The sequence below is a fragment of the Hyphomicrobiales bacterium genome, assembly GCA_002869065.1.
Classification (GTDB): Bacteria; Pseudomonadota; Alphaproteobacteria; order Rhizobiales; family Rhodobiaceae; genus Rhodobium.
This window is the reverse complement of sequence record PKTR01000007.1, coordinates 124284-148154: the sequence shown is the minus strand read 5'-3', so window position 1 is coordinate 148154 and position 23871 is coordinate 124284. Positions and strand designations below refer to the sequence as shown.

24 protein-coding genes are annotated in these 23871 nt (G+C 62.5%); 12 read left to right on the top strand and 12 right to left on the bottom strand.

Annotated features, from left to right (window positions below):
• Positions 1–4 precede the first annotated feature (4 nt).
• From C0606_17565 to C0606_17540, 6 genes are all read left to right on the top strand, one after another.
• Entirely contained in the window at positions 5–1363 is a 1359-nt protein-coding gene (locus tag C0606_17565; protein PLX35897.1) for an ABC transporter ATP-binding protein, read from the top strand.
• A gap of 287 nt (positions 1364–1650) precedes the next feature.
• Positions 1651–1911 carry an aa3-type cytochrome c oxidase subunit IV gene (locus C0606_17560; protein PLX36019.1) on the top strand — a complete coding sequence of 87 codons (261 nt, stop codon included), beginning with the start codon at positions 1651–1653 and terminating at the stop codon, positions 1909–1911.
• Between the two features lie 12 nt (positions 1912–1923).
• A complete protein-coding gene (locus tag C0606_17555) occupies positions 1924–3063 on the top strand; it encodes an NAD(P)(+) transhydrogenase (Re/Si-specific) subunit alpha (protein ID PLX35896.1) in 1140 nt (379 codons plus the stop codon).
• Positions 3064–3065: 2 nt separating this feature from the next.
• Complete coding sequence (locus C0606_17550; protein PLX35895.1) at positions 3066–3530, top strand: NAD synthetase; 465 nt, start codon at positions 3066–3068, stop codon at positions 3528–3530.
• A gap of 12 nt (positions 3531–3542) precedes the next feature.
• Positions 3543–4934 (top strand): NAD synthetase, encoded by a 1392-nt coding sequence (locus C0606_17545; protein ID PLX35894.1) that lies wholly within the window; start codon positions 3543–3545, stop codon positions 4932–4934.
• Between the two features lie 89 nt (positions 4935–5023).
• Positions 5024–5446: a hypothetical protein gene (locus tag C0606_17540; GenBank protein ID PLX35893.1), complete on the top strand. Its 423-nt coding sequence runs from the start codon at positions 5024–5026 to the stop codon at positions 5444–5446.
• A 23-nt stretch (positions 5447–5469) separates the two neighbouring features.
• Here the strand turns inward: C0606_17540 and C0606_17535 are convergent, their stop codons facing one another.
• From C0606_17535 to C0606_17515, 5 genes are all read right to left on the bottom strand, one after another.
• Positions 5470–6336: a GlcNAc transferase gene (locus tag C0606_17535; protein ID PLX35892.1), complete on the bottom strand. Its 867-nt coding sequence runs from the start codon at positions 6334–6336 to the stop codon at positions 5470–5472.
• Between the two features lie 353 nt (positions 6337–6689).
• A complete protein-coding gene (rpsU, locus tag C0606_17530; protein ID PLX35891.1) occupies positions 6690–6914 on the bottom strand; it encodes a 30S ribosomal protein S21 in 225 nt (74 codons plus the stop codon).
• 192 nt (positions 6915–7106) lie between these two features.
• Positions 7107–8207 (bottom strand): 5-(carboxyamino)imidazole ribonucleotide synthase, encoded by a 1101-nt coding sequence (locus C0606_17525; GenBank protein PLX35890.1) that lies wholly within the window; start codon positions 8205–8207, stop codon positions 7107–7109.
• Between the two features lie 10 nt (positions 8208–8217).
• Positions 8218–8718: a 5-(carboxyamino)imidazole ribonucleotide mutase gene (gene purE / locus C0606_17520; GenBank protein ID PLX35889.1), complete on the bottom strand. Its 501-nt coding sequence runs from the start codon at positions 8716–8718 to the stop codon at positions 8218–8220.
• A gap of 96 nt (positions 8719–8814) precedes the next feature.
• The gene (locus C0606_17515) at positions 8815–9021 is read right to left on the bottom strand and encodes a hypothetical protein (GenBank protein ID PLX35888.1); all 207 of its coding nucleotides are present in this window, start codon (positions 9019–9021) and stop codon (positions 8815–8817) included.
• Positions 9022–9268: 247 nt separating this feature from the next.
• Between C0606_17515 and C0606_17510 the strand changes: the two genes are divergently transcribed.
• On the top strand, positions 9269–9436 hold the full coding sequence (locus C0606_17510; GenBank protein ID PLX36018.1) for a DUF465 domain-containing protein: 168 nt from the start codon (positions 9269–9271) through the stop codon (positions 9434–9436).
• Positions 9437–9638: 202 nt separating this feature from the next.
• Here C0606_17510 and C0606_17505 read toward each other — a convergent pair whose 3' ends face one another.
• Positions 9639–11279 carry an acyl-CoA synthetase gene (locus tag C0606_17505; protein PLX35887.1) on the bottom strand — a complete coding sequence of 547 codons (1641 nt, stop codon included), beginning with the start codon at positions 11277–11279 and terminating at the stop codon, positions 9639–9641.
• Positions 11280–11383: 104 nt separating this feature from the next.
• Entirely contained in the window at positions 11384–11848 is a 465-nt protein-coding gene (locus C0606_17500; protein ID PLX36017.1) for a MarR family transcriptional regulator, read from the bottom strand.
• Positions 11849–12038: 190 nt separating this feature from the next.
• Here C0606_17500 and C0606_17495 point away from each other — a divergent pair, with 190 nt between their 5' ends.
• On the top strand, positions 12039–13961 hold the full coding sequence (locus tag C0606_17495) for a phenol 2-monooxygenase (protein ID PLX36016.1): 1923 nt from the start codon (positions 12039–12041) through the stop codon (positions 13959–13961).
• A gap of 1334 nt (positions 13962–15295) precedes the next feature.
• On the opposite strand, the gene C0606_17490 is transcribed toward C0606_17495, so the two are convergent.
• Positions 15296–16051 carry a hypothetical protein gene (locus C0606_17490; protein ID PLX35886.1) on the bottom strand — a complete coding sequence of 252 codons (756 nt, stop codon included), beginning with the start codon at positions 16049–16051 and terminating at the stop codon, positions 15296–15298.
• 299 nt (positions 16052–16350) lie between these two features.
• On the opposite strand from C0606_17490, the gene prpE reads away from it, so the two are divergent.
• Complete coding sequence (prpE, locus tag C0606_17485; protein PLX35885.1) at positions 16351–18258, top strand: propionyl-CoA synthetase; 1908 nt, start codon at positions 16351–16353, stop codon at positions 18256–18258.
• A 186-nt stretch (positions 18259–18444) separates the two neighbouring features.
• Positions 18445–19233: a dehydrogenase gene (locus tag C0606_17480; GenBank protein PLX35884.1), complete on the top strand. Its 789-nt coding sequence runs from the start codon at positions 18445–18447 to the stop codon at positions 19231–19233.
• 144 nt (positions 19234–19377) lie between these two features.
• Here the strand turns inward: C0606_17480 and C0606_17475 are convergent, their stop codons facing one another.
• The 3 genes from C0606_17475 to C0606_17465 form a co-directional block, all read right to left on the bottom strand.
• Positions 19378–20085 (bottom strand): DUF1013 domain-containing protein, encoded by a 708-nt coding sequence (locus C0606_17475; protein PLX35883.1) that lies wholly within the window; start codon positions 20083–20085, stop codon positions 19378–19380.
• A gap of 238 nt (positions 20086–20323) precedes the next feature.
• The gene (locus C0606_17470) at positions 20324–20545 is read right to left on the bottom strand and encodes a hypothetical protein (GenBank protein PLX35882.1); all 222 of its coding nucleotides are present in this window, start codon (positions 20543–20545) and stop codon (positions 20324–20326) included.
• Between the two features lie 256 nt (positions 20546–20801).
• Complete coding sequence (locus C0606_17465) at positions 20802–21809, bottom strand: NAD(P)H-quinone oxidoreductase (protein PLX35881.1); 1008 nt, start codon at positions 21807–21809, stop codon at positions 20802–20804.
• A 158-nt stretch (positions 21810–21967) separates the two neighbouring features.
• Here C0606_17465 and C0606_17460 point away from each other — a divergent pair, with 158 nt between their 5' ends.
• Entirely contained in the window at positions 21968–22162 is a 195-nt protein-coding gene (locus C0606_17460) for a DUF1192 domain-containing protein (GenBank protein ID PLX35880.1), read from the top strand.
• Positions 22163–22646: 484 nt separating this feature from the next.
• Positions 22647–23195 (top strand): DUF1465 domain-containing protein, encoded by a 549-nt coding sequence (locus tag C0606_17455; protein ID PLX35879.1) that lies wholly within the window; start codon positions 22647–22649, stop codon positions 23193–23195.
• A gap of 126 nt (positions 23196–23321) precedes the next feature.
• Here the strand turns inward: C0606_17455 and C0606_17450 are convergent, their stop codons facing one another.
• Entirely contained in the window at positions 23322–23543 is a 222-nt protein-coding gene (locus C0606_17450; GenBank protein ID PLX35878.1) for a 50S ribosomal protein L31, read from the bottom strand.
• Between the last annotated feature and the right edge of the window lie 328 nt (positions 23544–23871).

Sequence of the window (23871 nt, the reverse complement as noted above, 5' to 3'; positions counted from 1 at the left end):
ATCCATGGATCGCGAAAAGAACCGCCTGACCGGCCGCGTGCGGCGTTATGCCAAGGTCGGCACCAATGTCGGTGGGCTGGCGGCGAAGATCGCCGGCGCGCGGCTGTTCGGCGACACCGACCACGGCCGCAATGCTACGGAACTTGCCACCGTGCTCGGCGGGCTGAAGGGCCCGCTGATGAAGGTGGTGCAGTTGCTCGCCACCATCCCCGATGCCGTGCCGCCGGAATATGCGGTCGAGTTCGCCAAGCTGCAGGCCAATGCGCCGCCGATGGGCTGGGCCTTCGTCAAGCGGCGCATGCAGGCCGAACTCGGGCCGGACTGGCAGACGAAATTCGCCTCCTTCGAGCATCATCCGGCGGCTGCCGCCTCGCTCGGCCAGGTGCACAAGGCGGTGTCGCTCGACCGGCGGGCGCTGGCGGTAAAGCTGCAATACCCCGAGATGGCCTCGGCGGTGGAAGCCGATCTCAACCAGCTCGGCATCGTCTTTTCACTGCACCGGCGCATGCGCCCGGCGATCGACACCAGCGAGATCGCCAAGGAGATCGGCGCGCGGGTGCGCGAAGAACTCGACTATCGCCGCGAGGCCAAGCACACCGCGCTCTATGGCGCGCTGTTCGCCGACGAGCCGCGCATCCGCGTGCCTGTGATCGAGGATGACCTCTCGACCGGGCGGCTTCTCACCATGAACTGGCTGACCGGCCAGCCGCTGCTCGACTATGCGGACCATTCGCTCGAAGAGCGCAACGCCATCGCGCAGGCGATGTTCCGCGCCTGGTGGTATCCGTTCAGCCATTACGGCGTGATCCATGGCGACCCGCATCTCGGCAATTACACGGTGTTCGAGGAGGACGGCGCGCCGGCGGGCATCAATTTGCTCGATTATGGCTGCATCCGCGTTTTCCCGCCGAGCTTCGTCGCCGGCGTCGTCGATCTTTACCGCGGGCTCCTGGAAGACGATCGCGAGCGCATCGTCTCGGCCTATGAGCGCTGGGGCTTCACGGGCCTGACCAACGAGTTGATCGATATCCTGAACATCTGGGCGCGGTTCATCTACGGTCCGCTGCTCGATGACCGCACGCGCAGCATCGCCGACGGGATCAGTCCGGCGGCGTATGGCCGCAAGGAGGCGTTCCGGGTGCATCAGGCGCTGAAGGAGCAGGGCCCGGTGACCGTGCCGCAGGAATTCGTGTTCATGGACCGCGCCGCGATCGGCCTTGGCGGCGTCTTCCTGCATCTCAATGCGGAGCTGAACTTCTACCGGATGTTCAACGAGCAGATCGCCGACTTCGATATCGGCGCGGTGGCCGAACGGCAGAAGGCGGCGCTCACGGCTGCCGGCCTCGACGACGAGATAATTTAGGTCTATCGCTCGTTTTTTCGCTCGCGGAACTTTTGCTTTGCTCAACGCCTCAAGCGGGTGTCGCTCAGGCTGAACACGCGGTAGCGCTCCTTGAATCGACGTTAAAACCCGCCCGCTCGCGGGGCGGTTGTCGACGATTTTTCCCGTCGTCTCGTAAATTGGTCGCTGTTGGCGCGAAATCGCCCATCTGCGCGTTGCTGCAGCGCCGTGCTCTGTTATAAAGGCGTCGGTCCACCAACTGCAGAAGGGGAGGAATGCAGCTGATGATCGACACCGCAAATAACCCAATGGATTATGCCGAACACGAACGGACTTACGATCGCTTCATCGCGCTCATCAAACTGTCCGTCGTGGCGCTGTTGAATATTGTCCTTACGCTCGTTCTCGTCGGGTTCGGCGGAAGCATGGGCGGGACGCTGGCGTCCCTGCTTCTGATTGCCACGATCGTGGCTGCCGCAATCGGACTTCCCTTCGGGCACAAGGGCTGGATTCCCTCCGCCTTCGTTTTCGCGCTCGGCGTGGTCCTCATCATTCTCACCGTCGCCTAACACGGATATGCCATGAAAATCGCCATCCCGACGGAAAGCGATCCGATCGAAGCCCGTGTCGCGGCCACGCCCGACACGGTGAAACGTTTTATTGCGCTGGGAGGGGACGTCGTCGTCCAGTCCGGCGCGGGCGCGGGTTCGCGCATTCCCGATGCGGAGTACACCGCAGCGGGTGCGACCCTTGCCAAAACGCTCAAGGAAACGCTTGCCGACGCCGACATCGTCTTGAAGGTTCGCCGGCCGAACGCCGATGAACTCGCTGCCTGCAACAAGGGTGCCCTGGTCGTCGCGACCATGGATCCCTATGGCAACGAGGATGCCGTCAAAGCGATGGCGGAAGCGGGTGTCACGGCGGTTGCCATGGAGTTCATGCCGCGCATCACCCGCGCGCAGGTCATGGACGTGCTGTCCAGTCAGGCCAACCTTGCCGGCTATCAGGCCGTCATCGACGCAGCCTCGGTCTTCGACCGCGCGCTGCCGATGATGATGACCGCCGCCGGCACGGTTCCCGCCGCCCGCGTGTTCGTGATGGGTGCCGGCGTTGCCGGCCTGCAGGCGATCGCCACGGCCCGCCGCCTCGGGGCGGCGGTGTCGGCGACCGACGTGCGTCCGGCTGCCAAGGAACAGGTCGAATCGCTCGGCGCGAAGTTCGTCGCCGTCGAGGACGAGGAGTTCAAGCAGGCCGAGACCGCTGGCGGCTACGCCAAGGAAATGTCGGACGAGTACAAGAAGAAGCAGGCCGAGCTCGTCGCCGATCACATCTCCAAGCAGGACATCGTGATCACCACCGCGTTGATCCCGGGCCGGCCGGCGCCGCGCCTCGTCTCCAAGGAGATGCTGGAGAGCATGAAGCCGGGCTCCGTGCTGGTCGATCTCGCGGTCGAGCGCGGCGGCAACGTCGAGGGCGCCAAGCCGGGTGAAGTCGCCGAAGTGGGCGACATCAAGATCGTCGGCTACCTCAACGTCGCTGGCCGGATCGCGGCCACCGCGTCGCTGCTCTACGCCAAGAACCTCTTCGCATTCGTCGAAACGCTGATCGACAAGGACGCCAAGGCCCTTGCGATCGACTGGGACGACGATCTCGTCAAGGCGACCGTCCTGACCAAGGACGGCGCCGTCGTTCATCCTGCCTTCGCGGAAGGAGGGGAGTAATCATGGCCAATCTTTCTGCCACAGAGGCGCTTGAGCGCGCCCGCGAGGCTGCGGAGGCGGCACGCGAGGCCGCCATGCAGGCCAACGAAGCGGCGATGGCCGCGCAGGGCTATGTCGACCAGATGGGCGACGTGGCCGGCGCGGCGGCACATGCCGCAACTGGTGGGGCGATCGATCCGTTCGTCTTCCGCCTGTCGATTTTCGTGCTGGCGATCTTCGTCGGCTACTACGTCGTGTGGTCGGTGACGCCGGCGCTGCACACGCCGCTGATGTCGGTCACCAACGCGATTTCGTCGGTGATCGTGGTCGGCGCGCTGCTCGCGGTCGGTGTCGACCTCGTTGCCGGTGACGGCGCGCTCTGGGCGCGTATCCTCGGCTTCCTGGGCCTGATCCTCGCCAGTGTGAATATCTTCGGCGGGTTCCTCGTCACCCAGCGCATGCTGGCCATGTACAAGAAGAAAAGCTGAGGAGTCTGAACGATGTCAGCAAGCATCACGGCGCTCCTCTACCTGGTATCGGGCGTTCTTTTCATCATGGCGTTGCGCGGGCTGTCGAGCCCGGTGACGTCGCGCAAGGGTAACTACCTTGGCATGGCAGGTATGACGATCGCGATCGTCACGACCCTGTTCAACACGCATCCCTCGATCGGAGCCTGGGCGCTGATCGTTGGCGGTCTCGCCATCGGTGGTGGTGCCGGCGCGGTGATCGCGCGGCGTATCCCGATGACGGCGATGCCGCAGCTCGTTGCCGCCTTCCACAGCCTCGTCGGTCTTGCCGCGGTGCTGGTGGCGGCTGCCGCGCTCAATGCGCCGGAAGCCTTCGGTATTGGTGCCCCGGGCGCCATTCACGGTGCGAGCCTGGTCGAAATGTCGCTTGGCGTTGCCATCGGCGCGATTACCTTTACCGGTTCGGTCATCGCCTTCCTGAAGCTTGACGGCCGCATGAGCGGCGCGCCGATCATGTTGCCAGCGCGGCATGTGATCAACGCCTCGGTGGCGATTGCCATCGTGCTTCTGATCGTCGCCTTCGTGAACACCGAGAGCCAGTTCCTGTTCTGGCTGATCACGCTCCTGTCGTTCCTGATCGGCGTTCTCATCATTATCCCGATCGGCGGCGCCGACATGCCGGTCGTGGTGTCGATGCTGAACTCCTATTCGGGTTGGGCGGCGGCCGGTATCGGCTTCACGCTCGGCAACACGGCTCTGATCATCACCGGCGCGCTGGTCGGCTCGTCGGGCGCGATCCTGTCCTACATCATGTGTAAGGGCATGAACCGCTCGTTCATCTCGGTGATCCTCGGCGGTTTCGGCGGCGAGTCCGCCGGTCCGGGCGCCGACATGGGCGATCGGGTGGTCAAGCGCGGTTCGGCCGAGGACGCGGCCTATCTGATGAAGAACTCGTCGAAGGTCATCATCGTGCCGGGTTATGGCATGGCGGTCGCCCAGGCGCAGCACGCGCTGCGCGAAATGGCCGACGAGCTGAAAAAGGCCGGCGTCGAGGTCAAATACGCCATCCATCCGGTGGCGGGCCGTATGCCGGGCCACATGAACGTGCTGCTCGCCGAAGCCAACGTGCCGTATGACGAGGTCTTCGAACTCGAGGACATCAACTCGGAATTCGCACAGGCCGACGTTGCCTATGTCATCGGCGCCAACGACGTCACCAACCCGGCGGCGGAAGACGATCCGTCCTCGCCGATCTACGGCATGCCGGTTCTGCAGGTCTGGAAGGCCGGTACGGTGATGTTCAACAAGCGCTCGCTGGCGTCCGGTTATGCCGGCATCGACAACCCGCTGTTCTATCGTGACAACACGATGATGCTGCTGGGCGATGCCAAGAAGATGACCGAGCAGATCGTCAAGGCGATGTGATCGGCGGGGCAATGGCCTCGTGATACGCTGATTGAAGCGGCCCGGGACCTGTATCGGTTCCGGGCCGTTTTCGTTGAGGGGAGGGAACGATGATGAGATCTGCTGTTGTTGCTCTGTTTGCCGGCATTCTGGCGCTGGCGATGCCGGCTGGGGCGTTCGCGCAGGAGGGCATTGCGATAGTCGTCGCGCCGGAAATGTCCGCCGGTGTCTGCCGGGCCGGTAATCCGGAGGCGGGCTTTGCCTGCGCGCGCGAGAAATGCGCCGCCGAGCCGGGCGTCGAGGCCGGCGACTGCCTGCGGGTACGTTGGTGCTATCCGGCGGGCTGGGCGGCCGACATCTTCATGCAGCACAAGGAAGGGCTACACTGGCACGACTATCTGTGTGGCTGGTCTGGCGCGAAACAGCTACGCGCTGCGGTCAAGGCCGCATGCGACAACGAATATCTGAGAGAGTGCTCGGTGGTTCAGGCCTGGGACGCCGACGGTAAGACGGTGGACCTCAGTACCGAGTGAGAATTGTCCGGACGGGCCCGGCGTCAGTTGCGCACCAGGCCGCCGCCGCCGACGCGTCCGATGCCGGCGCGTGCAAGGCTGTTCGAGGGGTCGATCTGAAGGGCGCGGCTGTAGGCGCCGGCCGCCTTGCCGCCTTCGCCGCTCTGCTCGAGCGCAAGACCGCGTCCGGCCCAGGCGTTGGCGTTCGACTTGTCGTGGTCGATGGCCCAGTTGAAATCTTCGAGCGCGGCCTTGATGTCGTTGAGGGCAAGGCGTGACATGCCACGGCCGGCATAGGGTTCCGGCTCGTTCGGATTGAGCGCGATCGCGGTTGAGAAGTCCTCGATGGCCTTCTGGTGCTGGCCCTGCGCCTGCCAGATCAGACCGCGATTGTGATAGGCGCGGGTGTCGGACGGGTTGAGGCGGATCGCCTGATCGAAGTCGGCTGTCGCAAGCGCCACCTGACCGCTCTGGCGATAGAGATTGCCGCGCGCGGTGTAGGCGGCGGCGTAGGTCGGATCGATGGCGATGGCGCGATTGTAGTCGGCGAGCGCATCGTTGTTGCGGCCCATGCGGCGCAGCACGAGGGCGCGGTTGGCATAGGCGCGATGGAAGTTCGGGTCGAGCCGGACAGCCTGGCTGAAGTCCTGCAGTGCTTCCTGGAACTTGCCGGCGCGGCCATAGGCGGTGCCGCGGATGTTGTAGCCGTTCGGGTCGCTCGGATTGTTCTGGATGACCTCGGAGAGTGAGGCGATGTTTTCCGGCGAGCCGGAATAGGGGTCGGCGGTGAAGCTCGGTCCGATACCGCTGTCGGTGCTCTGGCAGGCGGCAAGAAGGCTCGCAAGCGCTGCTCCACACAGCAGGTTGCGGAACGAAGGCCGGCGGGAATGACGGAAAACGAGATACGGCATAACGGTCTTTCCCCGAAGCCCGTCCCGCATCACGCGGTGCGGCTTCGCCCAGTGCTGTAAACGTGCATGATCGCGAAAGGTCGGCTCAAAGGTGCCGCTGCGAGCCAAGCGTATCGCTCTGATTTAGCATAGGTAAGCAAACCCAGACAACCAGCGCATCCGCGCCGGCTTCGTCGAGCGTTCACCGCAATCAAACGGTTAGCACCCTTCGATCGGCCTGCCGAAAACACACCAAAAGCCCGTTCGGGACCCGAACGGGCTTCGTCTTTTCTGTCGCTGCTTGCAGCCGTGCGCCCCTCCGAGGGGCCGGATGGTGGTTTTCACACGCAGCCATCCGGGGCAGGCAATGCCGATTAGCGCTTGGCGCGCTTGGTCAGCAGGCCTTCGCGCTGGGCACGCTTGCGGGCAATCTTACGCGCGCGACGAATGGCTTCTGCCTTCTCGCGGGCCTTCTTCTCGGAAGGCTTCTCGTAATGATTGCGGAGCTTCATCTCCCGGAAGATGCCTTCACGCTGCATCTTCTTCTTCAGCGCCTTGAGCGCCTGGTCGACGTTGTTGTCGCGAACGAGTACTTGCACGCGTCCATCCCGTGTTTGCGTAACGTTGATATCAGGTGAGGCTATCCCGAAGCGGGACAAAATCCTCGGCGCCGCTTCCGCGTCGCTCGACATGTGTGGGGCGTGTAGCAGAATCACCGGGCCGTGTCCACAGCTACAACGCGGATCCCGTTAAATTTCCTCGGGATTGCGGTGCGATTTATTGTTCGGGGCTCAGGCCGGGCTGCCGCGCCGCTGCAACCGGTTGACGTGTCCCATTTTCCGGCCCGGGCGGGTCTCCGTCTTGCCATAGAGATGAATGTGGGCGTCGACTTCGGCCAGCAGTGCGGGCCAGCGGTCGGCATCGTCGCCGATGAGGTTTTCCATCTCGACGTCGGCCAAGCGATCGGTGTTGCCGAGCGGCCAGCCGGCAACCGCGCGGGCATGCTGTTCGAACTGCGAGACGAGGCAGGCGTCCTCGGTCCAGTGGCCGGAATTGTGCACCCGCGGTGCCATTTCGTTGGCGATCAGGCGTTCGCCGTTGTTGTCGCTGACGAGGAACAGTTCGACCGCCAGCATGCCGACATGATAGAGGGCGTCGGCGGCCTTGCGTCCGATCTCGCGTGCGGCTTCCGCCGTCGCCTCGGCAATCGGCGCCGGTACAGTGGTAAATTTCAGGATGTGGTTCTCGTGTCGGTTCAGCGCGATGTCGTAGACCGCCATTTCGCCGTCCGTGCTGCGTGCGACCAGCACCGAGCATTCCTCGGAGAAGGGGACGAAGCCTTCGAGGATGGCCGGTGCCTTGCCGATCGTGTCCCAGGCGTTTGCCGCGTCGGCTTTGTCGCGGATCATCGCCTGCCCCTTGCCGTCATAGCCGAAGCGGCGGGTCTTCAGCACGGACGGGGTGCCGAGCGTGTCGAGCGCGGCAACAAGGTCCTCGAGGCTGTCGACGGCGCGATAGGGGGCGGTCTCGATGCCGATGCCGGTCAGGAAGTCCTTTTCGGCCAGTCGGTCCTGGCAGATTGCCAGCGAGCGCGGGCCGGGGCGGACGGGAACGCGAGCCTGAAGGAAAGCCGCGGTCGCTTCCGGCACGTTTTCGAATTCGTAGGTCACGATTTCGACGCTCTCGGCGAAGCGGGCAAGGGCCGCCTCGTCCTCATAGGCGGCACAGGTCGAGAGCGAGGTGACGTCGAAGGCCGGCGAGTGGGGGTCCGGGCAGAAGATGTGGCTCTTCAGCCCGAGGCGTGCCGCTGCGAGCGCGATCATGCGGCCGAGCTGACCGCCGCCGAGTATGCCGATGACGGCGCCGGGCTTGAGGGCGGTTTCAGCGGCCATGTGTCTTTCCTCAGGCTTCGTCGACGGGAATGTCCGCGACCGAGGCGGTCTGCGCCGCGCGCCAGGCGTCGAGGCGTTCGGCGAGCGCGTCGTCACTGAGCGCCAGAACGCTGGCCGCCAGAAGGGCCGCGTTGACGGCGCCGGAGCGGCCGATCGCCAGCGTTCCGACCGGTACGCCGGCCGGCATCTGGACGATCGAGTAAAGGCTGTCGATGCCCTTCATGGTCTTCGACTCGATGGGCACGCCGAACACCGGCAGCCGCGTCATGGAGGCGGCCATCCCGGGCAGGTGTGCTGCTCCGCCGGCGCCGGCGATGACGACTTTGACGCCGCGGTCGGCCGCGGTGGTGGCGAAATCGTAGAGGCGTTGCGGGGTGCGATGGGCGGAGACGATGCGCGCTTCGTAGGCGATGCCGAGCGCATCGAGGGTTTCCGCCGCGTTGCGCATGGTCGGCCAGTCGGACTGGCTACCCATGATGATTGCCACCGGTGCCGCTTTTTCGCTCGTCATTGTTTCCCCCGAAGCGCCAAGAAAGGCGTTCGTTTATCGGAAGGTGGCCGGTTCTGGCAAGCCGCAAGCCGGCGTTTCGGCCAAAATGCGCCGGATTCAGGCGATGATATCGGGAAGAAGCTGGTCCTCGACCGCCGAGATGCGGTCCTTGATCGACAGCTTCCGCTTTTTCAGGCGCTGGATCTGCAGATTTTCGCCACGGCCAGTCTCGATCAGCGCGCGGATGGAATCATCGAGGTCGCGGTGTTCCTCGCGCAATTGCGCCAGCTCGTACCGCAGAGCGTTCTCGGGGTTGTCATTCATTCAGGCATCCACACGACATACTGGAGCGATACCATTTGAGCATCTCTCGTGATCGCTTGATCACGCGATGCCGACCGGTCGGCAAGGTCTTTAGCCTAGCATATTTCGCAGCGCAGCGACGAGGGGCGCGAAAAAAAGCGACAAATTTTCACTTTGCCGTGGGGATTTGACTTTTGCCTTCGACAGCGCCGCTTCGCTGTGTCAAACTTCTTTCATTGAAGCCGAGGTAGAAGGGAGATTCACGCCCATGTCTCAAGAAGCAAATCTCGTCGAGCTTGAAGAACAACATCAGGCGCTGCAAAGAGAAATTGAAGAAGAGCTTTCCCACCCGGGTTATGACGACCTCCATTTGGCAGAGCTGAAGCGACGAAAGCTTGTACTCAAGGACGAGATTTTGAAGCTGAAAGGCGAATAACGCCGAGACATAACAGCAGTCGTTCGCGACAACGCTGGTTTGGTGGAAGCCGCAGTGGATATGCTGCGGCTTTTGCCGTTTCTGGGGCGATAAAACCTGTCATTCTTGCGCCGCAGCGGCCTCGAGTCGGCGACGCCGGCAAAGAAAAAGGCCGCGCCCGAAAGCGAGGCCTTTCTCATTGGCAAACCGGCGCAGAACGAGGTCAGATTTCCTTGGCCATTTCGCGCAGCTTGAACTTCTGGATCTTGCCGGTCGACGTCTTCGGCAGCTCGGTGAAGACGACATGGCGCGGGGCCTTGAAGTGGGCGAGGTTCCCACGGCAATGGGCGATGATGTCCTCTTTCGTCACGGTCTCGTTGCCGGGCTTCAGTTCGACGAAGGCGCACGGGGTCTCGCCCCATTTGTCGTCGGGCTTGGCAACGACGGCGGCGGCCTGCACCGCCGGGTGCTTGTAGAGTGTGTCCTCGACCTCGATCGAGGAAATGTTCTCACCGCCGGAGATGATGATGTCCTTCGAGCGGTCCTTGAGCTGGATGTAGCCATCGGGGTGCAGCACGCCGAGGTCGCCGGAGTGGAACCAGCCGCCGGCAAAAGCTTCGGCGGTCGCCGTCGGATTCTTCAGATAGCCCTTCATGACGATATTGCCGCGGAACATCACCTCGCCGATGGTCTCGCCGTCGGCCGGCACGCGCTCCATGGTCTTCGAATTCATGACGGTGAGGTCTTCAAGCGCTGCGTAGCGGACACCCTGACGGGCCTTCTTGGCGGCGCGGGCGGCGGGATCGAGCGCGTCCCAGTCGCTCTTCCAGTCGTTGACGACGGCGGGGCCGTAAGTCTCGGTCAGGCCGTAGAGGTGGGTGACATTGAAGCCGGCCTCGCCCATTGCGGCGAGCACGGCTTCCGGCGGCGGGGCGGCGGCGGTGAAGAATTCGACCGTGTGGTCGAGTTCACGCTTGTCGTCGGCCGGCGCGTTGAGGATCGTCGCCATGACGATCGGGGCGCCGCAAAGATGGGTGACGCGGTGGTCGGCGAGCGCGTCCCAGATCGCCTTCGGGCGGACCCAGCGCAGGCAGACATGGGTGCCGGCAACGACCGAGATCGACCACGGGAAGCACCAGCCGTTGCAGTGGAACATCGGCAACGTCCACAGATAGACCGGGTGCTTGGCCATCGAGGCCGTCACCACATTGCCGACGGCGAGCAGCGAGGCGCCGCGGTGGTGGTAGACGACGCCCTTCGGATTGCCGGTGGTGCCGGAGGTGTAGTTGAGCGAAATGGCGTTCCACTCGTCTTCCGGCATGGCCCAGGCGAAGTCCGCGTCGCCCTCGGCCAGCAGGGCCTCGTAGTCGACGGAGCCGAGTTTCTCGCCGGTCTGCGGGAATTCGGGATCGTCATAATCGATGACGAGCGGCTTCTCGCCCTTCATCAGCTTCAGCGCGTCCTTCACCGTGGCGGCGAATTCGCGGTCGGTGATCAGCACCTTGGTTTCGGCATGTTCGAGCGAGAAGGCGATGATCTGCGCATCGAGCCTTGTGTTGAGCGTGTTCAGCACCGCGCCGCACATCGGCACGCCGTAATGGGCTTCGAGCATCGGCGGGGTATTGGCGAGCATCACCGAGACGGTGTCGCCCTTCTTCAGGCCGCGCTTTGAAAGTGCCGAGCCGAGCTTGCGGGCGCGGGCATAGAAGTCGCGGTAGGTGGTCGTCTGATTGCCATGGATGATCGCGACATGATCGGGGAACACGGTCGCCGAGCGGGCGAGGAAGGTCAGCGGCGTCAGCGGCTGATGGTTGGCCTCGTTCTTGTCGAGGTCGACTTCGTAGAAATTGGAATTGGCGGACACGGGTGTTTCCTCGCAGCGAATGGATTTTCGTTGCCGAGACTAAAACCCAAGCCGCGTCCGACTGCAATCGGACTGTTGGGGAACGCCGGCGCGGAGACCGGGATTTATGCCGGCTTCGATGTTTCGGGGGTTTCCGGTTGCCCCTCGGGCGGTGTGCCGATGGCCTTTTCGGCAAGCCTGAGGAAGGTCGCGCGCTCGGTGTCGTCGAGGCCGGTGAGGATATCCTCCTGCAACGCGACGACGACCGGCAGGATTTCCTCGAACGCGGCAAGGCCCTTCTTCGTCGGACGCACCTCGCGGGCGCGGCGGTCGCGCTTGCAGACGCGGCGCTCGACGAAGCCTTTCTGCTCCAGGCGGTCGATGACGCCGCCGATGGTTGCGCGGTCGTAGGCGATGGCGGCTGCGATGCCGGCCTGATCGATGCCGGGCCGGGCGATGACCGCGTCCATGGCGGCGAACTGGACCGGCGTCAGGTCGAATCCGACGTCCGCCATGCGCTTTGAAAAGACGTGCGTCGAGAGCTGATGCAGCCGCCGGATCACATGGCCCGCCATGCCGTATGCTTTCATCGTCAGCCCTCCATGCCGTTCGCACGCCTCGAAAAGCGGCATCTTTACAGTATGTTCCGTGATTTAATTTGTACACATATTTTTTTCGTTGACGAAAACTAATATGTACAAATATTATTTCCTCGATCAGAACAGGCGGTGCCGATTGGACGCGCGACACGGGTCGGCCGCAGGCGAGGGAGAAATGACCATGCAGTATTATGTGGACGGTTTCCGCGGGGGCGATCCCGACGTCAAGAATGCGGCGCCGAACCGCCGTGACCGCAGCGATTGCGCGCCGATGCCGGAAAAGGTCGACGTGCTGATCGCCGGCACCGGTCCCGCCGGCCTCTGTCTTGCCGCGCAGCTCGCCCAGTTCCCGGAAATCGACACGATGATCGTTGAGAGCAGCCCGCGCAACATCGTCAAGGGCAAGGCCGACGGCATCAACACGCGCACCATGGAGATGTTCCAGGCGTTCGGTTTCGCCGACAAGGTCAAGCGCGAGAGCTACTGGGTCAACCAGACGACGTTCTGGACGCCGGATCCGGCGAACCCGGCGCATATCAAGCGCATCGGCCGGGTGCAGGACGTTGCAGACGATTCCTCCGAGATGCCGCATATCCTGATCAACCAGGCGCGGCTGCATGCACTTTTCCTCGACGTGATGAAGGACGCGCCGGCGCGGATCGAGCCGGACTACAACTGGGCGGTCAAGGACCTCACCATCGACACGACGACCGACGACTACCCGGTCACGGTGACGCTGGAAGACACCGGCGTGAACTGGGGCGAGACGATTACCGTGCGGGCCAACTATGTGGTCGGCTGCGACGGCGCGCGTTCCACCGTGCGCAAGGCGATCGGCGGCGAGTTGCATGGCGACGCGGCGCATCAGGCCTGGGGCGTGATGGACATCCTCGCCAACACCGATTTCCCGGATGTGCGCCAGAAGTGCCTGATCACCTCAGCGAAGGAAGGCAACATCCTGATCCTGCCGCGCGAGGGCGGCTATCTGTTCCGCATGTATGTGGAGCTCGACAAGCTGAACGCCGACGAGCGCGTCGCCAACCGCAATTTCACCGCCGAGCACATGATCGCGGCGGCGAACCGGATCATGCAGCCCTACACGATCGACGTGAAGGAGATCGTCTGGTGGTCGATCTATGAAATCGGCCATCGCATGACCGACCGTTTCGACGATGTGCCGGCCGGCGAGCAGGCAACCCGCATGCCGCGCGTCTTCACCGCGGGCGACGCCTGCCACACCCACAGCCCGAAGGCCGGGCAGGGCATGAACGTCTCGATGCAGGACACCTTCAATCTCGGCTGGAAGCTGGCGCATGTGTTCCAGGGCCGCGCCGACGCGAGCCTCTTGCACAGCTATTCCGCCGAGCGCTGGGCGGAGGCCAAGCGCCTGGTCGACACCGACCACGAATGGGCGCGCATCATGTCCGCCCCTCCGGGCCAGTCCGAGCTCGACGGTTCGGACATGCCGCGCTTCCAGAAGCAGTTCATCGAGAATCTGGAATTCACCGGCGGGCTCGCGGTCAAATACAACGAATCCGCGCTGATCGCCGCGCCGACGCATCAGGCGCTGGCGAGCGGCGAGGAGATCGGCCGCCGCTTCCATTCCGCGCCGGTGGTGCGGGTGTCGGACGCCAAGCAGATGCAGCTCGGCCACGCGGCGGAGGCCGACGGGCGCTGGCGGATCTACGCCTTTGCCGGCAAGGCCGACAGCTCGGCGCCGGGTTCGGCGATCCACAAGCTCGCCGACTGGCTGGAGAACGATCCGGCTTCGCCGGTGGTGAAGTACACCAAGGAAGGTGAGAACATGGACGCGGTGATCGATCTGCGCGCGGTGTTCCAACAGACCTTCGACGAGCTCGCCTATGAGGACATGCCGGCGCTGTTGAAGCCGCTGAAAGGCAAGCTCGGCCTGCAGGACCACGAGAAGGTCTTCGCGGTCGACCACAAGGGCGTTGGCGACATCTTCGACATGCGCGGCATCGACCGCGACACGGGCTGCATGATCGTCGTGCGCCCCGACCAGTATATCGCGCAAATCCTGCCGCTCGACGGCTATGCAGACCTCGCCGCCTTCTTCGACGGGTTTTTGTTGGAGCAGAAGTAGAGCGTATTCCCGAACCGAAGGTCCGCGGGAGCGAACAGTGGGAACCGATTTTCGGATAAGAATACGCGTGAAAAGAAAAGCTGAGCGAACACGATCAGCGGATTGATGCGAGCGCCCGGGGGAAACTCCGGGCGCTTTGTTTTTTGTTTGTGGAGGGGGCGATGAAGTCTTGTTCAGGAAGAAAATGTCTTTTTGAAATTCTCAAATAAATTGTTAGAAAAATAGGCGCGTAAAACTTATTGCAAAATATTTCTTCTCAACTTCTTAGGCATTTTATTCCAATGAACTATAGCATGTGAATGCTGTCTCGTGCCTTGTCTAATAGTATTTTCTTTACGCGTCCGTCTATTGACTCATATACTCTATATTTGAAGGCAATAGCAGATTTTAGTTCGTCGCCAAGACGTCTATGCATTGCATAGGAACTCATGCTTTTTAATACAGAATTAATTGTTGCTCTGTCAGCGTCGTTAGATAGCAAGAAGGGGATTGTCCTGCATTCATCGTAATCATACGCGCGTCCGTTTCCAGAATTTGCGTTAAAGCTTGCAATACTAAATAATTTAATTCTTGGAATATTGTCTTTTTTGCTCTGATTTACGTAGTTCTTCGTTTTCTGATTGTATTTTACGATATTCCTGTCGCCATTTATTATAGTTATATTCGTTACACCGTTTCCGATTATTTCATGTGTTGAGCGCAGGGCAGGTTCGACTGCTTCGGTGAGGGCGGTTAGGTCCCCTGATGCCAACTTGCCTTTTGCCTCCAATTCTTCAATTTCTGGATCCGCCAAATGGCCAATCGTTCTGTTGATAATGCTTTCGATAAACTTAACGATAAAGTGAGAGGAGACGCCTCCAATAGTCCCTGCATATATTGCCAAAGCGGTTGGATCTGACGCAATCTCAAATACGGTTTCGTAGCTGCCCTTTCTCTGCGTCAATATATTGAGTTCGAATGCTTTTGGGTCAAAACTTCTGTGACGTATTTTCCCTTCTTCGAGATAGTTCGTTATCAATAATAGACTGCGGGAAATTCCGTAAAGACTCTTTGATGCCATATAGGCTGGCAACTTGTGTTCGTCGGCTTTGCCGCCCTCGAATTTTGCCACGAAAAGATCACGCGTCATTTTCTTTCAACATAGGTTGCAGAGTTTGCGCATATGCGTCGACTAGTTTTAATTGGCGTATTGCGGATGTAAAGGCCTAAATTGATGCGTTTTCAAGAGGCTATTTGTTGGCGGCTAAGAGCGTTCGAGGGCTTTGTAAGAGCGCAAACTTGTGACGGTAACAATGGTGGTTTGACCTTCACAGAGCGTTTGAAGCTTCGCCTCCTCACACCACGCCCTGCATGCCATCCCAGATCAGCTTCAGTGAGACGATGAAGACCGCGGCGTAGGTGATCCGGTAGAACGGGCCGGCGGGGACGCGGCGGACGAGCCAGACGCCGCTCAGCACGGCGACCGGCGCGAGCGGCAGGAGCATCAGAGAGAGGCCGAGGTTTTCGGTCGAGAACTGGCCGAGCGCGAAATACGGCACGAGTTTCACCGCGTTGACGGCGGCAAAGAACACCGTCGCGGTGCCGGCAAAGAGCACCGGCTCCAGTCTCAGCGGCAGCGTGTACATCTGATAGGGTGGGCCGCCGGCGTGGCTGACGAAGCTGGTGATGCCGGCGACGATGCCCCACACGGTGCCCTTTTTCGGGTTGTGGCCGGCGGGCGGGCGCTTCAGGCCGCCGCCGCGCACATAGTCGAGCGTGAAGAGCACGCCGACGGTGCCGACGATCAGCCGCACATGGGCGTCGGTGATGTAGGCCGCCGCCATCCAGGCAATGCCGATGCCGACGATCGCTGACGGGATCATCACCTTCAGCACGCGCGTGTCATAGGTGCGGCGATAGGCGATCAGCCCGACGATATCCATCGCGACCAGGATCGGCAGCAATATGCCTGCGGCCTTCAGGGGCGGCACGACGAGCGCCATCAGCGGCACGGCGAGAAGCGCGATCGAGCCGCCGAAGCCGCCCTTCGACAGGCCGACAAGGAAGACGGCGGGAACGGCGACGGCGAAGAAGGTTGGATCGGGGATCATCGGCTGGCGCCCGTTGCGGCTGTCATGCGCATTTGTGATCGCCTTTTCATCCGCTTGGCTTTGCCCGTTTCGCGTGGCTGAGTATGGTTGGTGATCGGGCGCGCGCGCGGCGAAGTCAAGCGCGATGAGGGCGGCGGCACGCGCTTGCGTCGGGCAGCCCCATGCGACGGCAGGCCGCTAAGGGCTTCCACTGATATCGCCGAAGGTCGACTTGCATTCCGCCGGTCGATGGAAAGACTCTGCGCTACGCGCAACAGGGGAGGCAACGCTGCGCACCGCGCAGACGGGAGGATCACTGAATGGCAAGCAAGTACAACGAGATCTATGAAGGCTGGAAAGCCCACCCGGAAGAGTTCTGGGCGAAGGCCGCGGCGGAAATCGACTGGTATAAGCCGTGGGACAAGGTGCTCGATGCGGACGCAGGCGCCTATGGCCGTTGGTTCGTCGGCGCCGAGTGCAACACCTGCTACAACTGCCTCGACCGTCACGTCGAGCGGGGCCGCCCGGGCCAGGCCGCGCTGATCTATGATTCTCCCATCACCGGCCGCAAGGCGAGCTACACCTACGCCGAACTGCTCGAGCGGGTTCAGGCGATGGCCGCCGTCATGCAGGACAAGGGCATCGAGAAGGGCGACCGCGTCATCATCTACATGCCGATGATCCCCGAAGCGGTCATGGCGATGCTCGCCTGCGCCCGCCTCGGCGCGGTGCATTCGGTGGTGTTCGGCGGCTTCGCGGCGAACGAGCTTGCGACCCGCATCGAGGACGCCAAGCCGAAGATGATCGTCTCGGCCTCCTGCGGCATCGAGCCGGGCCGCGTCATCCCCTACAAGCCGCTGCTCGACGGCGCCATCGAACTGAGCAGCCACAAGGTTGAGAGCTGCCTCATCCTGCAGCGCGAGGAAGTCACCGCCGACCTCATCGAGGGGCGCGATTTCGATCTCGGCGCGCTGACCGACGAGGCCGATGCGGCGGGCCGCGAGGTGCCGTGCGTGCCGGTCGCCGCAACGGATCCGCTGTACATTCTGTATACGTCGGGCACCACCGGTCAGCCGAAGGGCGTCGTGCGCGACAATGGCGGTCACATGGTGGCGCTGAAATGGTCGATGCACGGTGTCTACGGCATCGAGCCGGGCGAGGTGTTCTGGGCCGCGTCGGATGTCGGCTGGGTCGTCGGCCACTCCTATATCTGCTACGCGCCGCTCTTGCATGGCTGCACGACCATCGTGTTCGAGGGCAAGCCGGTCGGCACGCCGGACGCCGGCACCTTCTGGCGGGTCATTTCGGAACACAGCGTCTCGGCGCTGTTCACCGCGCCGACGGCCTTCCGCGCCATCAAGCGCGACGACCCGAATGGCGAGTTCATCGGCAAGTACGACATGACCAGCCTGCGCACGCTGTTCCTGGCCGGCGAGCGCGCCGACCCGGACACCATCCAGTGGGCGGAGAAGATGCTCAACGTGCCGGTGATCGATCACTGGTGGCAGACGGAAACGGCCTGGGCGATCGCCGGCAATCCGGTTGGGCTCGGCATGCTGCCGGTCAAGTACGGTTCGCCGACCGTGCCGATGCCGGGCTACGACGTGCAGGTGCTCGACGATGCCGGCCATCCGGTCGCGCAGGGCTCGCTCGGCAATATCGTCGTCAAGCTGCCGCTGCCGCCGGGCTGCCTGCCGACGCTGTGGAACGCCGAGAAGCGCTTCCACGACGCCTATCTTGCCGAGTTCCCCGGCTACTACAAGACGGCGGACGCGGGCTACATGGATGAGGACGGCTATCTCTTCATCATGGCGCGCACCGACGACATCATCAACGTCGCCGGCCACCGGTTGTCGACGGGTGGCATGGAAGAGGTTCTCGCCAGCCATCCCGATGTTGCAGAATGCGCCGTCATCGGCATCGCCGACAAGCTGAAGGGCCAGATGCCGTGCGGTTTCGTGGTGCTGAAGTCGGGTGTGACCAAGTCGCATGAGGAGATCGAGAAGGAGCTCATCAAGCTGGTGCGCGAGAAGATCGGCCCGGTTGCCGCCTTCAAGATAGCGATCACTGTCGACCGCCTGCCGAAGACCCGCTCCGGCAAGATCCTGCGCGGCACGATGCGCCAGATCGCCGACGGTGAGGAATACAAGATGCCGGCGACGATCGATGATCCGGGCATTCTCGACGAAATCGAGGAAGCGCTGAAAGAGCACGGCATCGGCGTCTGACGCCGGTCCGCCCAGGCGCAAGCCTCTGAAATTGCCCGGCCGTGTCCCTTTGGATGCGGCCGGGCTTTTTGCTGTCGTGGTCGCGGGGCATGTGAATAGCGCGGAAATTTTCGCGCCGAGGGGTCACGGACGGGCGCCGTTCAGGTATAGAGGCATCGTCCAATCCGAACCGAGGGAGGTCACATCGTGACCCTTGAAAACAAAGTCGCCATCGTGACCGGCGCCGCGCGCGGCATCGGCTACGCCATTGCCCGCCGTTTCGTTGCCGAAGGCGCGCGGGTCATCGTCTCCGACATTGACGAAGACGCGGGCGTGGCGACTGCCGAGGAATTGTCCCGGCAGGGCGAAGCGAGCTTCGTGCATTGCGACGTCGGCGAGCGGCTCGACGTGCGCAATCTGGTGGCCGCGACGCTCGACCGCTACAGCGCGATTGACGTTCTGGCGAACAACGCCGGCATCGTGCATGGCGCCGATTTCCTTGAGCTTGAAGAAGCCGATTTCGACCGCGTGCTGCGGGTCAATCTGAAGGGCATGTTCCTGACCGGCCAGGCGGTTGCACGGCACATGGTCGAGACCGTGAAGGAAGGCGGCGCACCGGGCGCGATCGTCAACATGTCGTCGATCAACGCGGTGTTCGCGATCGCCAACCAGGTGCCCTATTCGATTTCGAAGGGCGGCGTGAACCAGCTCACCAAGGTGATGGCGCTGTCGCTGGCACCCTACGGCATCCGGGTCAACGCGATTGGCCCGGGCTCGATCATGACGGAGATGCTGTCTTCGGTGAATTCCGACCCGACGGCGCGCAACCGCATCCTGTCGCGCACGCCGATGGGGCGGATCGGCGAGCCGCACGAGATCGCCTCGATCGCGACGTTCCTGGCGTCCGACGCGGCCAGCTACATGACCGGGCAGACGCTCTATGCGGATGGCGGTCGGCTGCCGCTCAATTACACGGTGCCCGTCGACGAGGCCTGAGCGCCCCGGAAATCGTCACTGTACGGATCGAAACCCCGGCGACACCTCGCCGGGGTTTTGTTTTTCGTGCGTGCGGACAAAAAAGAGCGCGGGCGGGCCGCGCTCTTTGCGTTTCGGGGCGTTAGGGGGCGACAGGGGCGAGGCTTACTCCTCGTCTTCCTCCGGCGTCTCGTCCTTCATGGCGTTCAGCTTGGCGAACACAAGTGCGGCGTCGAGCTCTTCTTCTTCCGGCTCTTCCTCGACGGTCGAGCCCGGGATCATCGCGAACGGATCCGGCGCGGTCGACTCGTCGACCGACAGCAGGGTCGCACCTTCCATCGGACGCGGCAGGTTCTTCGACGCCTTCTCGACTTCGAGGTCGAGTTCGATCTGGCTGCACAGGCCAAGCGCGACCGGATCGGTCGGCGTCAGATTGGCGGCGTTCCAGTGGGTGCGTTCGCGGATCGACTGGATCGTCGGCTTGGTGGTGCCGACGAGGCGCATGATCTGGCTGTCCTTCAACTCGGGATGGTTGCGCAGCAGCCAGAGAATGGCGTTCGGGCGGTCCTGGCGGCGCGACACCGGCGTGTAGCGGGGACCGCGGCGACGCGATTCCGGCACGCGAACCTTCGGGTCGGCCAGCGACAGCTTGTGCGCCGGGTTCTTCTGCGCCTTCTCGATTTCCTCGCGGGTCAGCTGACCGGTCTGAACCGGGTCGAGACCCTTGATGCCCTGCGCGGCGTCGCCGTCGGCAATCGCCTTCACCTCAAGCGGGTGAAGTCTGCAAAAAGCGGCGATCTGATCGAAGCTCAGCGCTGTGTTGTCGACCAACCAGACGGCCGTTGCCTTCGGCATCAGGGGCGTGTTCGCCATTGCAATAACTCCTCCACTGCGCTTCGCCGCTCGGTTCCCGGGCGAAGCTGCAAATTCGTCAAATCTGACTGGGAATGGCAGGAATATAGGGGCGAATCGGCGGTTTTGCAATTCACCATGCAGTGTTGCCGACAAAAGACCCCGGCAGGTTGCTTTGCCGGGGTTCTTGAAAGTCCGTTTTCTGTTCGCTCAGTCGCGCTGCCGGCATGTTACCCGCGCGGCTTTGCTGTCGGAAAACCTATTTGCCGAGCGTGATGCGGATGATGATTGCGAACATCACCGGCACCGAAAGGAGAACCGCGCCGAAGAATGCCGGGTAGCCGAAATAGGCGATGGCGAACATCCAGGCGAGGAAGCAGTTGATGGCAAAGAGGACTTGCGACTCGGTCTTGCCGGTACGCAGGCCGCGGACGCTCCAGCCGATGAGCGGAAGGCGTTCGGTCAGTGTTGCTGCAGTCATGATTGGCGTTCCTTGGTTGCGTTGCTTTCGACTTTGATTTGGCAAAGCCCCTCCGTTCGCTGCCGGACGTATTTCCGGCCGCGGGGCACACTTTCTGCTGATTTGATCTAGATCAATTTTTATGGGCTGGCGGCGCGCCGCTCAAGGGAAACTACGTATATTCGCCTGCGACACATGCACCGCACCCCCCTGTCGCATTGGGGATGCGGCAGGGGTCTGAGGGGCGTCGAAATACGGACTCGCCGGGGCGGTCTCGTCAGGTTCCGACGGTGAGTACGATCTTGCCGATGTGCTTGCCGGAATCCATCCGCGCGTGGCCGGCAGCGGCGTCGGCAAGCGGGTAGGTCGAGTCGATCACCGGGCGGACCTTGCCGGCTTCGATCAGCGGCCAGACCTTCTGCTTCAAAGCCGCAGCAACGGAGGCCTTGAACGGGATCTCGCGGGCGCGCAGCGTCGAGCCGGTATGGGTCAGGCGCTTCAGCATGAGGCGGCGGAAATCGACCTCGGCGCTCGATCCGTTGAGGAAGGCGATCTGAACGATGCGGCCCTCGATGGCCGCGGCCGAGTAGTTGCGCTCGATGTAGTCGCCGCCAACCATGTCGAGGATGACATCGGCGCCGTGGCCGCCGGTGGCCGACTTCACCGCGTCGACGAAATCGGTGGTCAGGTAGTTGATGGCGTGATCGGCGCCGAGTTCACGGCATTTCTCACACTTCTCCTCGCTGCCGGCGGTGGCGAGCACGGTGGCGCCAAACGCCTTGGCGAGCTGGATGGCGGTGGTGCCGATGCCCGACGTGCCGCCGTGGACGAGGAAGGTCTCGTTGAGCTTCAGGCCGCCGCGCATGAAGACGTTCGACCACACGGTGAAGAAGGTTTCCGGCAGGGCAGCGGCCTCGACCATCGACAGGCCTTCCGGGACGGGCAGCGTCGCAGCCTCGTTGGCGACGCAGTATTCGCCGTAGCCGCCACCGGTGACGAGGGCGCAGACCTGGTCGCCGACCTGCCAGCGGTCGACGCCGCGACCGAGTGCGACGACCTCGCCGGCCACCTCGAGCCCTGGAATGTCGGAAGCGCCTTTCGGCGGCGGATAGAGGCCCTGGCGCTGCAGCACATCGGGTCTGTTGATGCCGGCGGCGGCGACCTTGATCAGGATCTCGCCTTCATAGGCGTGCGGCACCGGGCGGTTCTCCGGCACGAGGACCTGCGGGCCGCCGGGTTCGCTGATGCCGATCGCGATCATGGTTTCAGGGGTGGCACCGGTCATGGCTGGTCCTTCCGCTCGATTCAGGGTGTCGTTGGCGTGTAAACTAGTTCGAGTTTTTGAAGGTGGGAACCTGTTTCGGGTCCCGCTCGCCCGGAAGGCGGTAAAGATTTTGCGGTCGCGTGCGGCGAGCACGCGAAGGCGGGAAGAAGAGGTCCGATATGGCACTATTCGATGATGACAGGCCGGTGAAGCGGCCGGTGACGCATGAGGTCGGGCAGGACCTGTCGCAGCTCTCGGTGGCCGAGCTCGAGGATCGGTTGGCACTGTTGCGCGACGAGATCGAGCGGGTGGAGCGCGAAATCGCGGGCAAGGAAAAGTCGCGCTCGGCGGCGGATGCCTTTTTCAAGAGCTAGCGGGCGTCCGGCTGGGCTGTGCGGGAGAGCGGCAAAGGCGCCGATCACGACTGTGTGAAGTTGATGGCGGCTACTTGCTTTCCCAATCTCTGAAAGATGGCGTCAGATCCATGTTGTTGCAGCGCAGCTTTCTTTCTCACTATTTTCCTAGAATCGTAGTGAAATAAGTAAATTAACCAAATTAACGCTTTGTTAAGCTTTCCAACTTATTACTAAACACATCCAGTCATCTGGATCTTGAGTGGCTCCTGTCCACTCTGTTTGACGCCTCCCTGTTAACTCCTGAGAGCCGCTTCGCGCGGCTCTTTTTTTACCTTAATCGCCGATTCAGTCCTGAATGCTAGAGTGGCATTCACAGCTTTGCCCTCTTCTGGCACGATGATTGCGGAGATTTCGCCGTGAGCGCCCGCTTGTGCCATTTCCGAACCGGATGGAGAGCGGGCGGAGATGCGTGCATGCGTAGAAGAAAGCGGACTGCGTCAGTATGAGTGACAACACGAAGCAAACCGACCCGGTGACAGAAGCTTCAGCCATCCGCCTCGCGGACCGGCTGGCGGCATCGGAAGCCTTCATGTCCCTGTTTCGGGAAGGGATGGGGCTTGTCGAAGAGACGGCTGCCTATCTCGACGGTGAGGGCCGCGAGGAGTCCAAGGGCCTGTCGCGGGCAGCCTCGCTGACTTATGCGACGGAGTCGATGAGGCTGACGACGCGGCTGATGCAGCTTGCGTCCTGGCTTCTCTTGCAGCGCGCGGTCAATGAAGGCGAGATGACGCTGGAGCAGGCGAGCCAGGAGAAATCCAAGATCCGCCTCGACAAGCTTGCGAGCGCGCAGGACGGCGCCGGTTGGGAAGAGCTGCCTCAGAGCCTGAAGGATCTGGTCATGCGCTCGTCGCGGCTGCAGGACCGTATCCGGGTGCTCGACTCGGGCATCTACGAGGGCCAGGACGCGACCACGAGCGGCGAAGCGGTCAATCCGGTTGCCGCGCAGCTCGGCCGGCTCAGCCAGGCTTTCGGGACCGGCAGCGACGACTGATCGCAGCGACCGTCACAATTCAGGCAAAACAAAACCCCGGCCGAAACGACCGGGGTTTTTCTTTGTCGGCCTCGTTTTCCGGCGCCAGCGGCGAACGCGGCGGCCGGTCGAGACAGGTTCCCTGGCTTAGCCGAGGAAGCCCTTGAACTTGTTGTTGAAGCGCGACACGCGACCGCCACGGTCGATGAGGTGCTGCGAACCGCCGGTCCACGCCGGGTGGGTGGTCGGGTCGATGTCGAGATGCAGGGTGTCGCCTTCGCTGCCATAGGTCGAACGGGTCACGAACTCGGAACCGTCGGTCATCTGCACCTTGATCTCGTGGTAATCGGGATGGATGTCCTTTTTCATGGGACGGGTCCTTTCGTTCATTGCAGATGGCCGCTCGGCCGCTTGTCGGCGCGTCTCATCCGGCGAATGAGGGAATACACAAACGATCCGCGTCCCAAAAAAGGCGGCGCAGATCGCCATCAATCGGCGAAAGCCTATAGCCCAGAGGGGACCGGTGCACAAGTCCCGGCGGCAATCTTTCGCCGAATTCCGTCGATTTGTCCGTTGGGATTGTCACCACGGGCGCGAGGGGGTAAGCGAAGGGCGCGAAATTTTGCGTTTTTTCCGCCATGTGGCGCGGAAAGCGCCGTGAAGACCGAACAAGACCGATCCTCTTTGCGAAATGGTG

Coding starts and splice junctions, on each gene's coding strand:
- C0606_17545 (PLX35894.1), top strand. CDS start 3,543: ATGTCAGCAAGCATCACGGCGCTCCTCTACCTGGTATCGGGCGTTCTT.
- C0606_17535 (PLX35892.1), bottom strand. CDS start 6,336: ATGCCGTATCTCGTTTTCCGTCATTCCCGCCGGCCTTCGTTCCGCAAC.
- C0606_17495 (PLX36016.1), top strand. CDS start 12,039: ATGCAGTATTATGTGGACGGTTTCCGCGGGGGCGATCCCGACGTCAAG.
- purE (PLX35889.1), bottom strand. CDS start 8,718: ATGACGAGCGAAAAAGCGGCACCGGTGGCAATCATCATGGGTAGCCAG.
- C0606_17540 (PLX35893.1), top strand. CDS start 5,024: ATGATGAGATCTGCTGTTGTTGCTCTGTTTGCCGGCATTCTGGCGCTG.
- C0606_17455 (PLX35879.1), top strand. CDS start 22,647: ATGAGTGACAACACGAAGCAAACCGACCCGGTGACAGAAGCTTCAGCC.
- C0606_17560 (PLX36019.1), top strand. CDS start 1,651: ATGGATTATGCCGAACACGAACGGACTTACGATCGCTTCATCGCGCTC.
- C0606_17490 (PLX35886.1), bottom strand. CDS start 16,051: ATGATCCCCGATCCAACCTTCTTCGCCGTCGCCGTTCCCGCCGTCTTC.
- C0606_17515 (PLX35888.1), bottom strand. CDS start 9,021: ATGAATGACAACCCCGAGAACGCTCTGCGGTACGAGCTGGCGCAATTG.
- C0606_17460 (PLX35880.1), top strand. CDS start 21,968: ATGGCACTATTCGATGATGACAGGCCGGTGAAGCGGCCGGTGACGCAT.
- C0606_17565 (PLX35897.1), top strand. CDS start 5: ATGGATCGCGAAAAGAACCGCCTGACCGGCCGCGTGCGGCGTTATGCC.
- C0606_17510 (PLX36018.1), top strand. CDS start 9,269: ATGTCTCAAGAAGCAAATCTCGTCGAGCTTGAAGAACAACATCAGGCG.
- prpE (PLX35885.1), top strand. CDS start 16,351: ATGGCAAGCAAGTACAACGAGATCTATGAAGGCTGGAAAGCCCACCCG.
- C0606_17470 (PLX35882.1), bottom strand. CDS start 20,545: ATGACTGCAGCAACACTGACCGAACGCCTTCCGCTCATCGGCTGGAGC.
- C0606_17525 (PLX35890.1), bottom strand. CDS start 8,207: ATGGCCGCTGAAACCGCCCTCAAGCCCGGCGCCGTCATCGGCATACTC.
- C0606_17550 (PLX35895.1), top strand. CDS start 3,066: ATGGCCAATCTTTCTGCCACAGAGGCGCTTGAGCGCGCCCGCGAGGCT.
- C0606_17465 (PLX35881.1), bottom strand. CDS start 21,809: ATGACCGGTGCCACCCCTGAAACCATGATCGCGATCGGCATCAGCGAA.
- C0606_17555 (PLX35896.1), top strand. CDS start 1,924: ATGAAAATCGCCATCCCGACGGAAAGCGATCCGATCGAAGCCCGTGTC.
- C0606_17450 (PLX35878.1), bottom strand. CDS start 23,543: ATGAAAAAGGACATCCATCCCGATTACCACGAGATCAAGGTGCAGATG.
- C0606_17500 (PLX36017.1), bottom strand. CDS start 11,848: ATGAAAGCATACGGCATGGCGGGCCATGTGATCCGGCGGCTGCATCAG.
- C0606_17475 (PLX35883.1), bottom strand. CDS start 20,085: ATGGCGAACACGCCCCTGATGCCGAAGGCAACGGCCGTCTGGTTGGTC.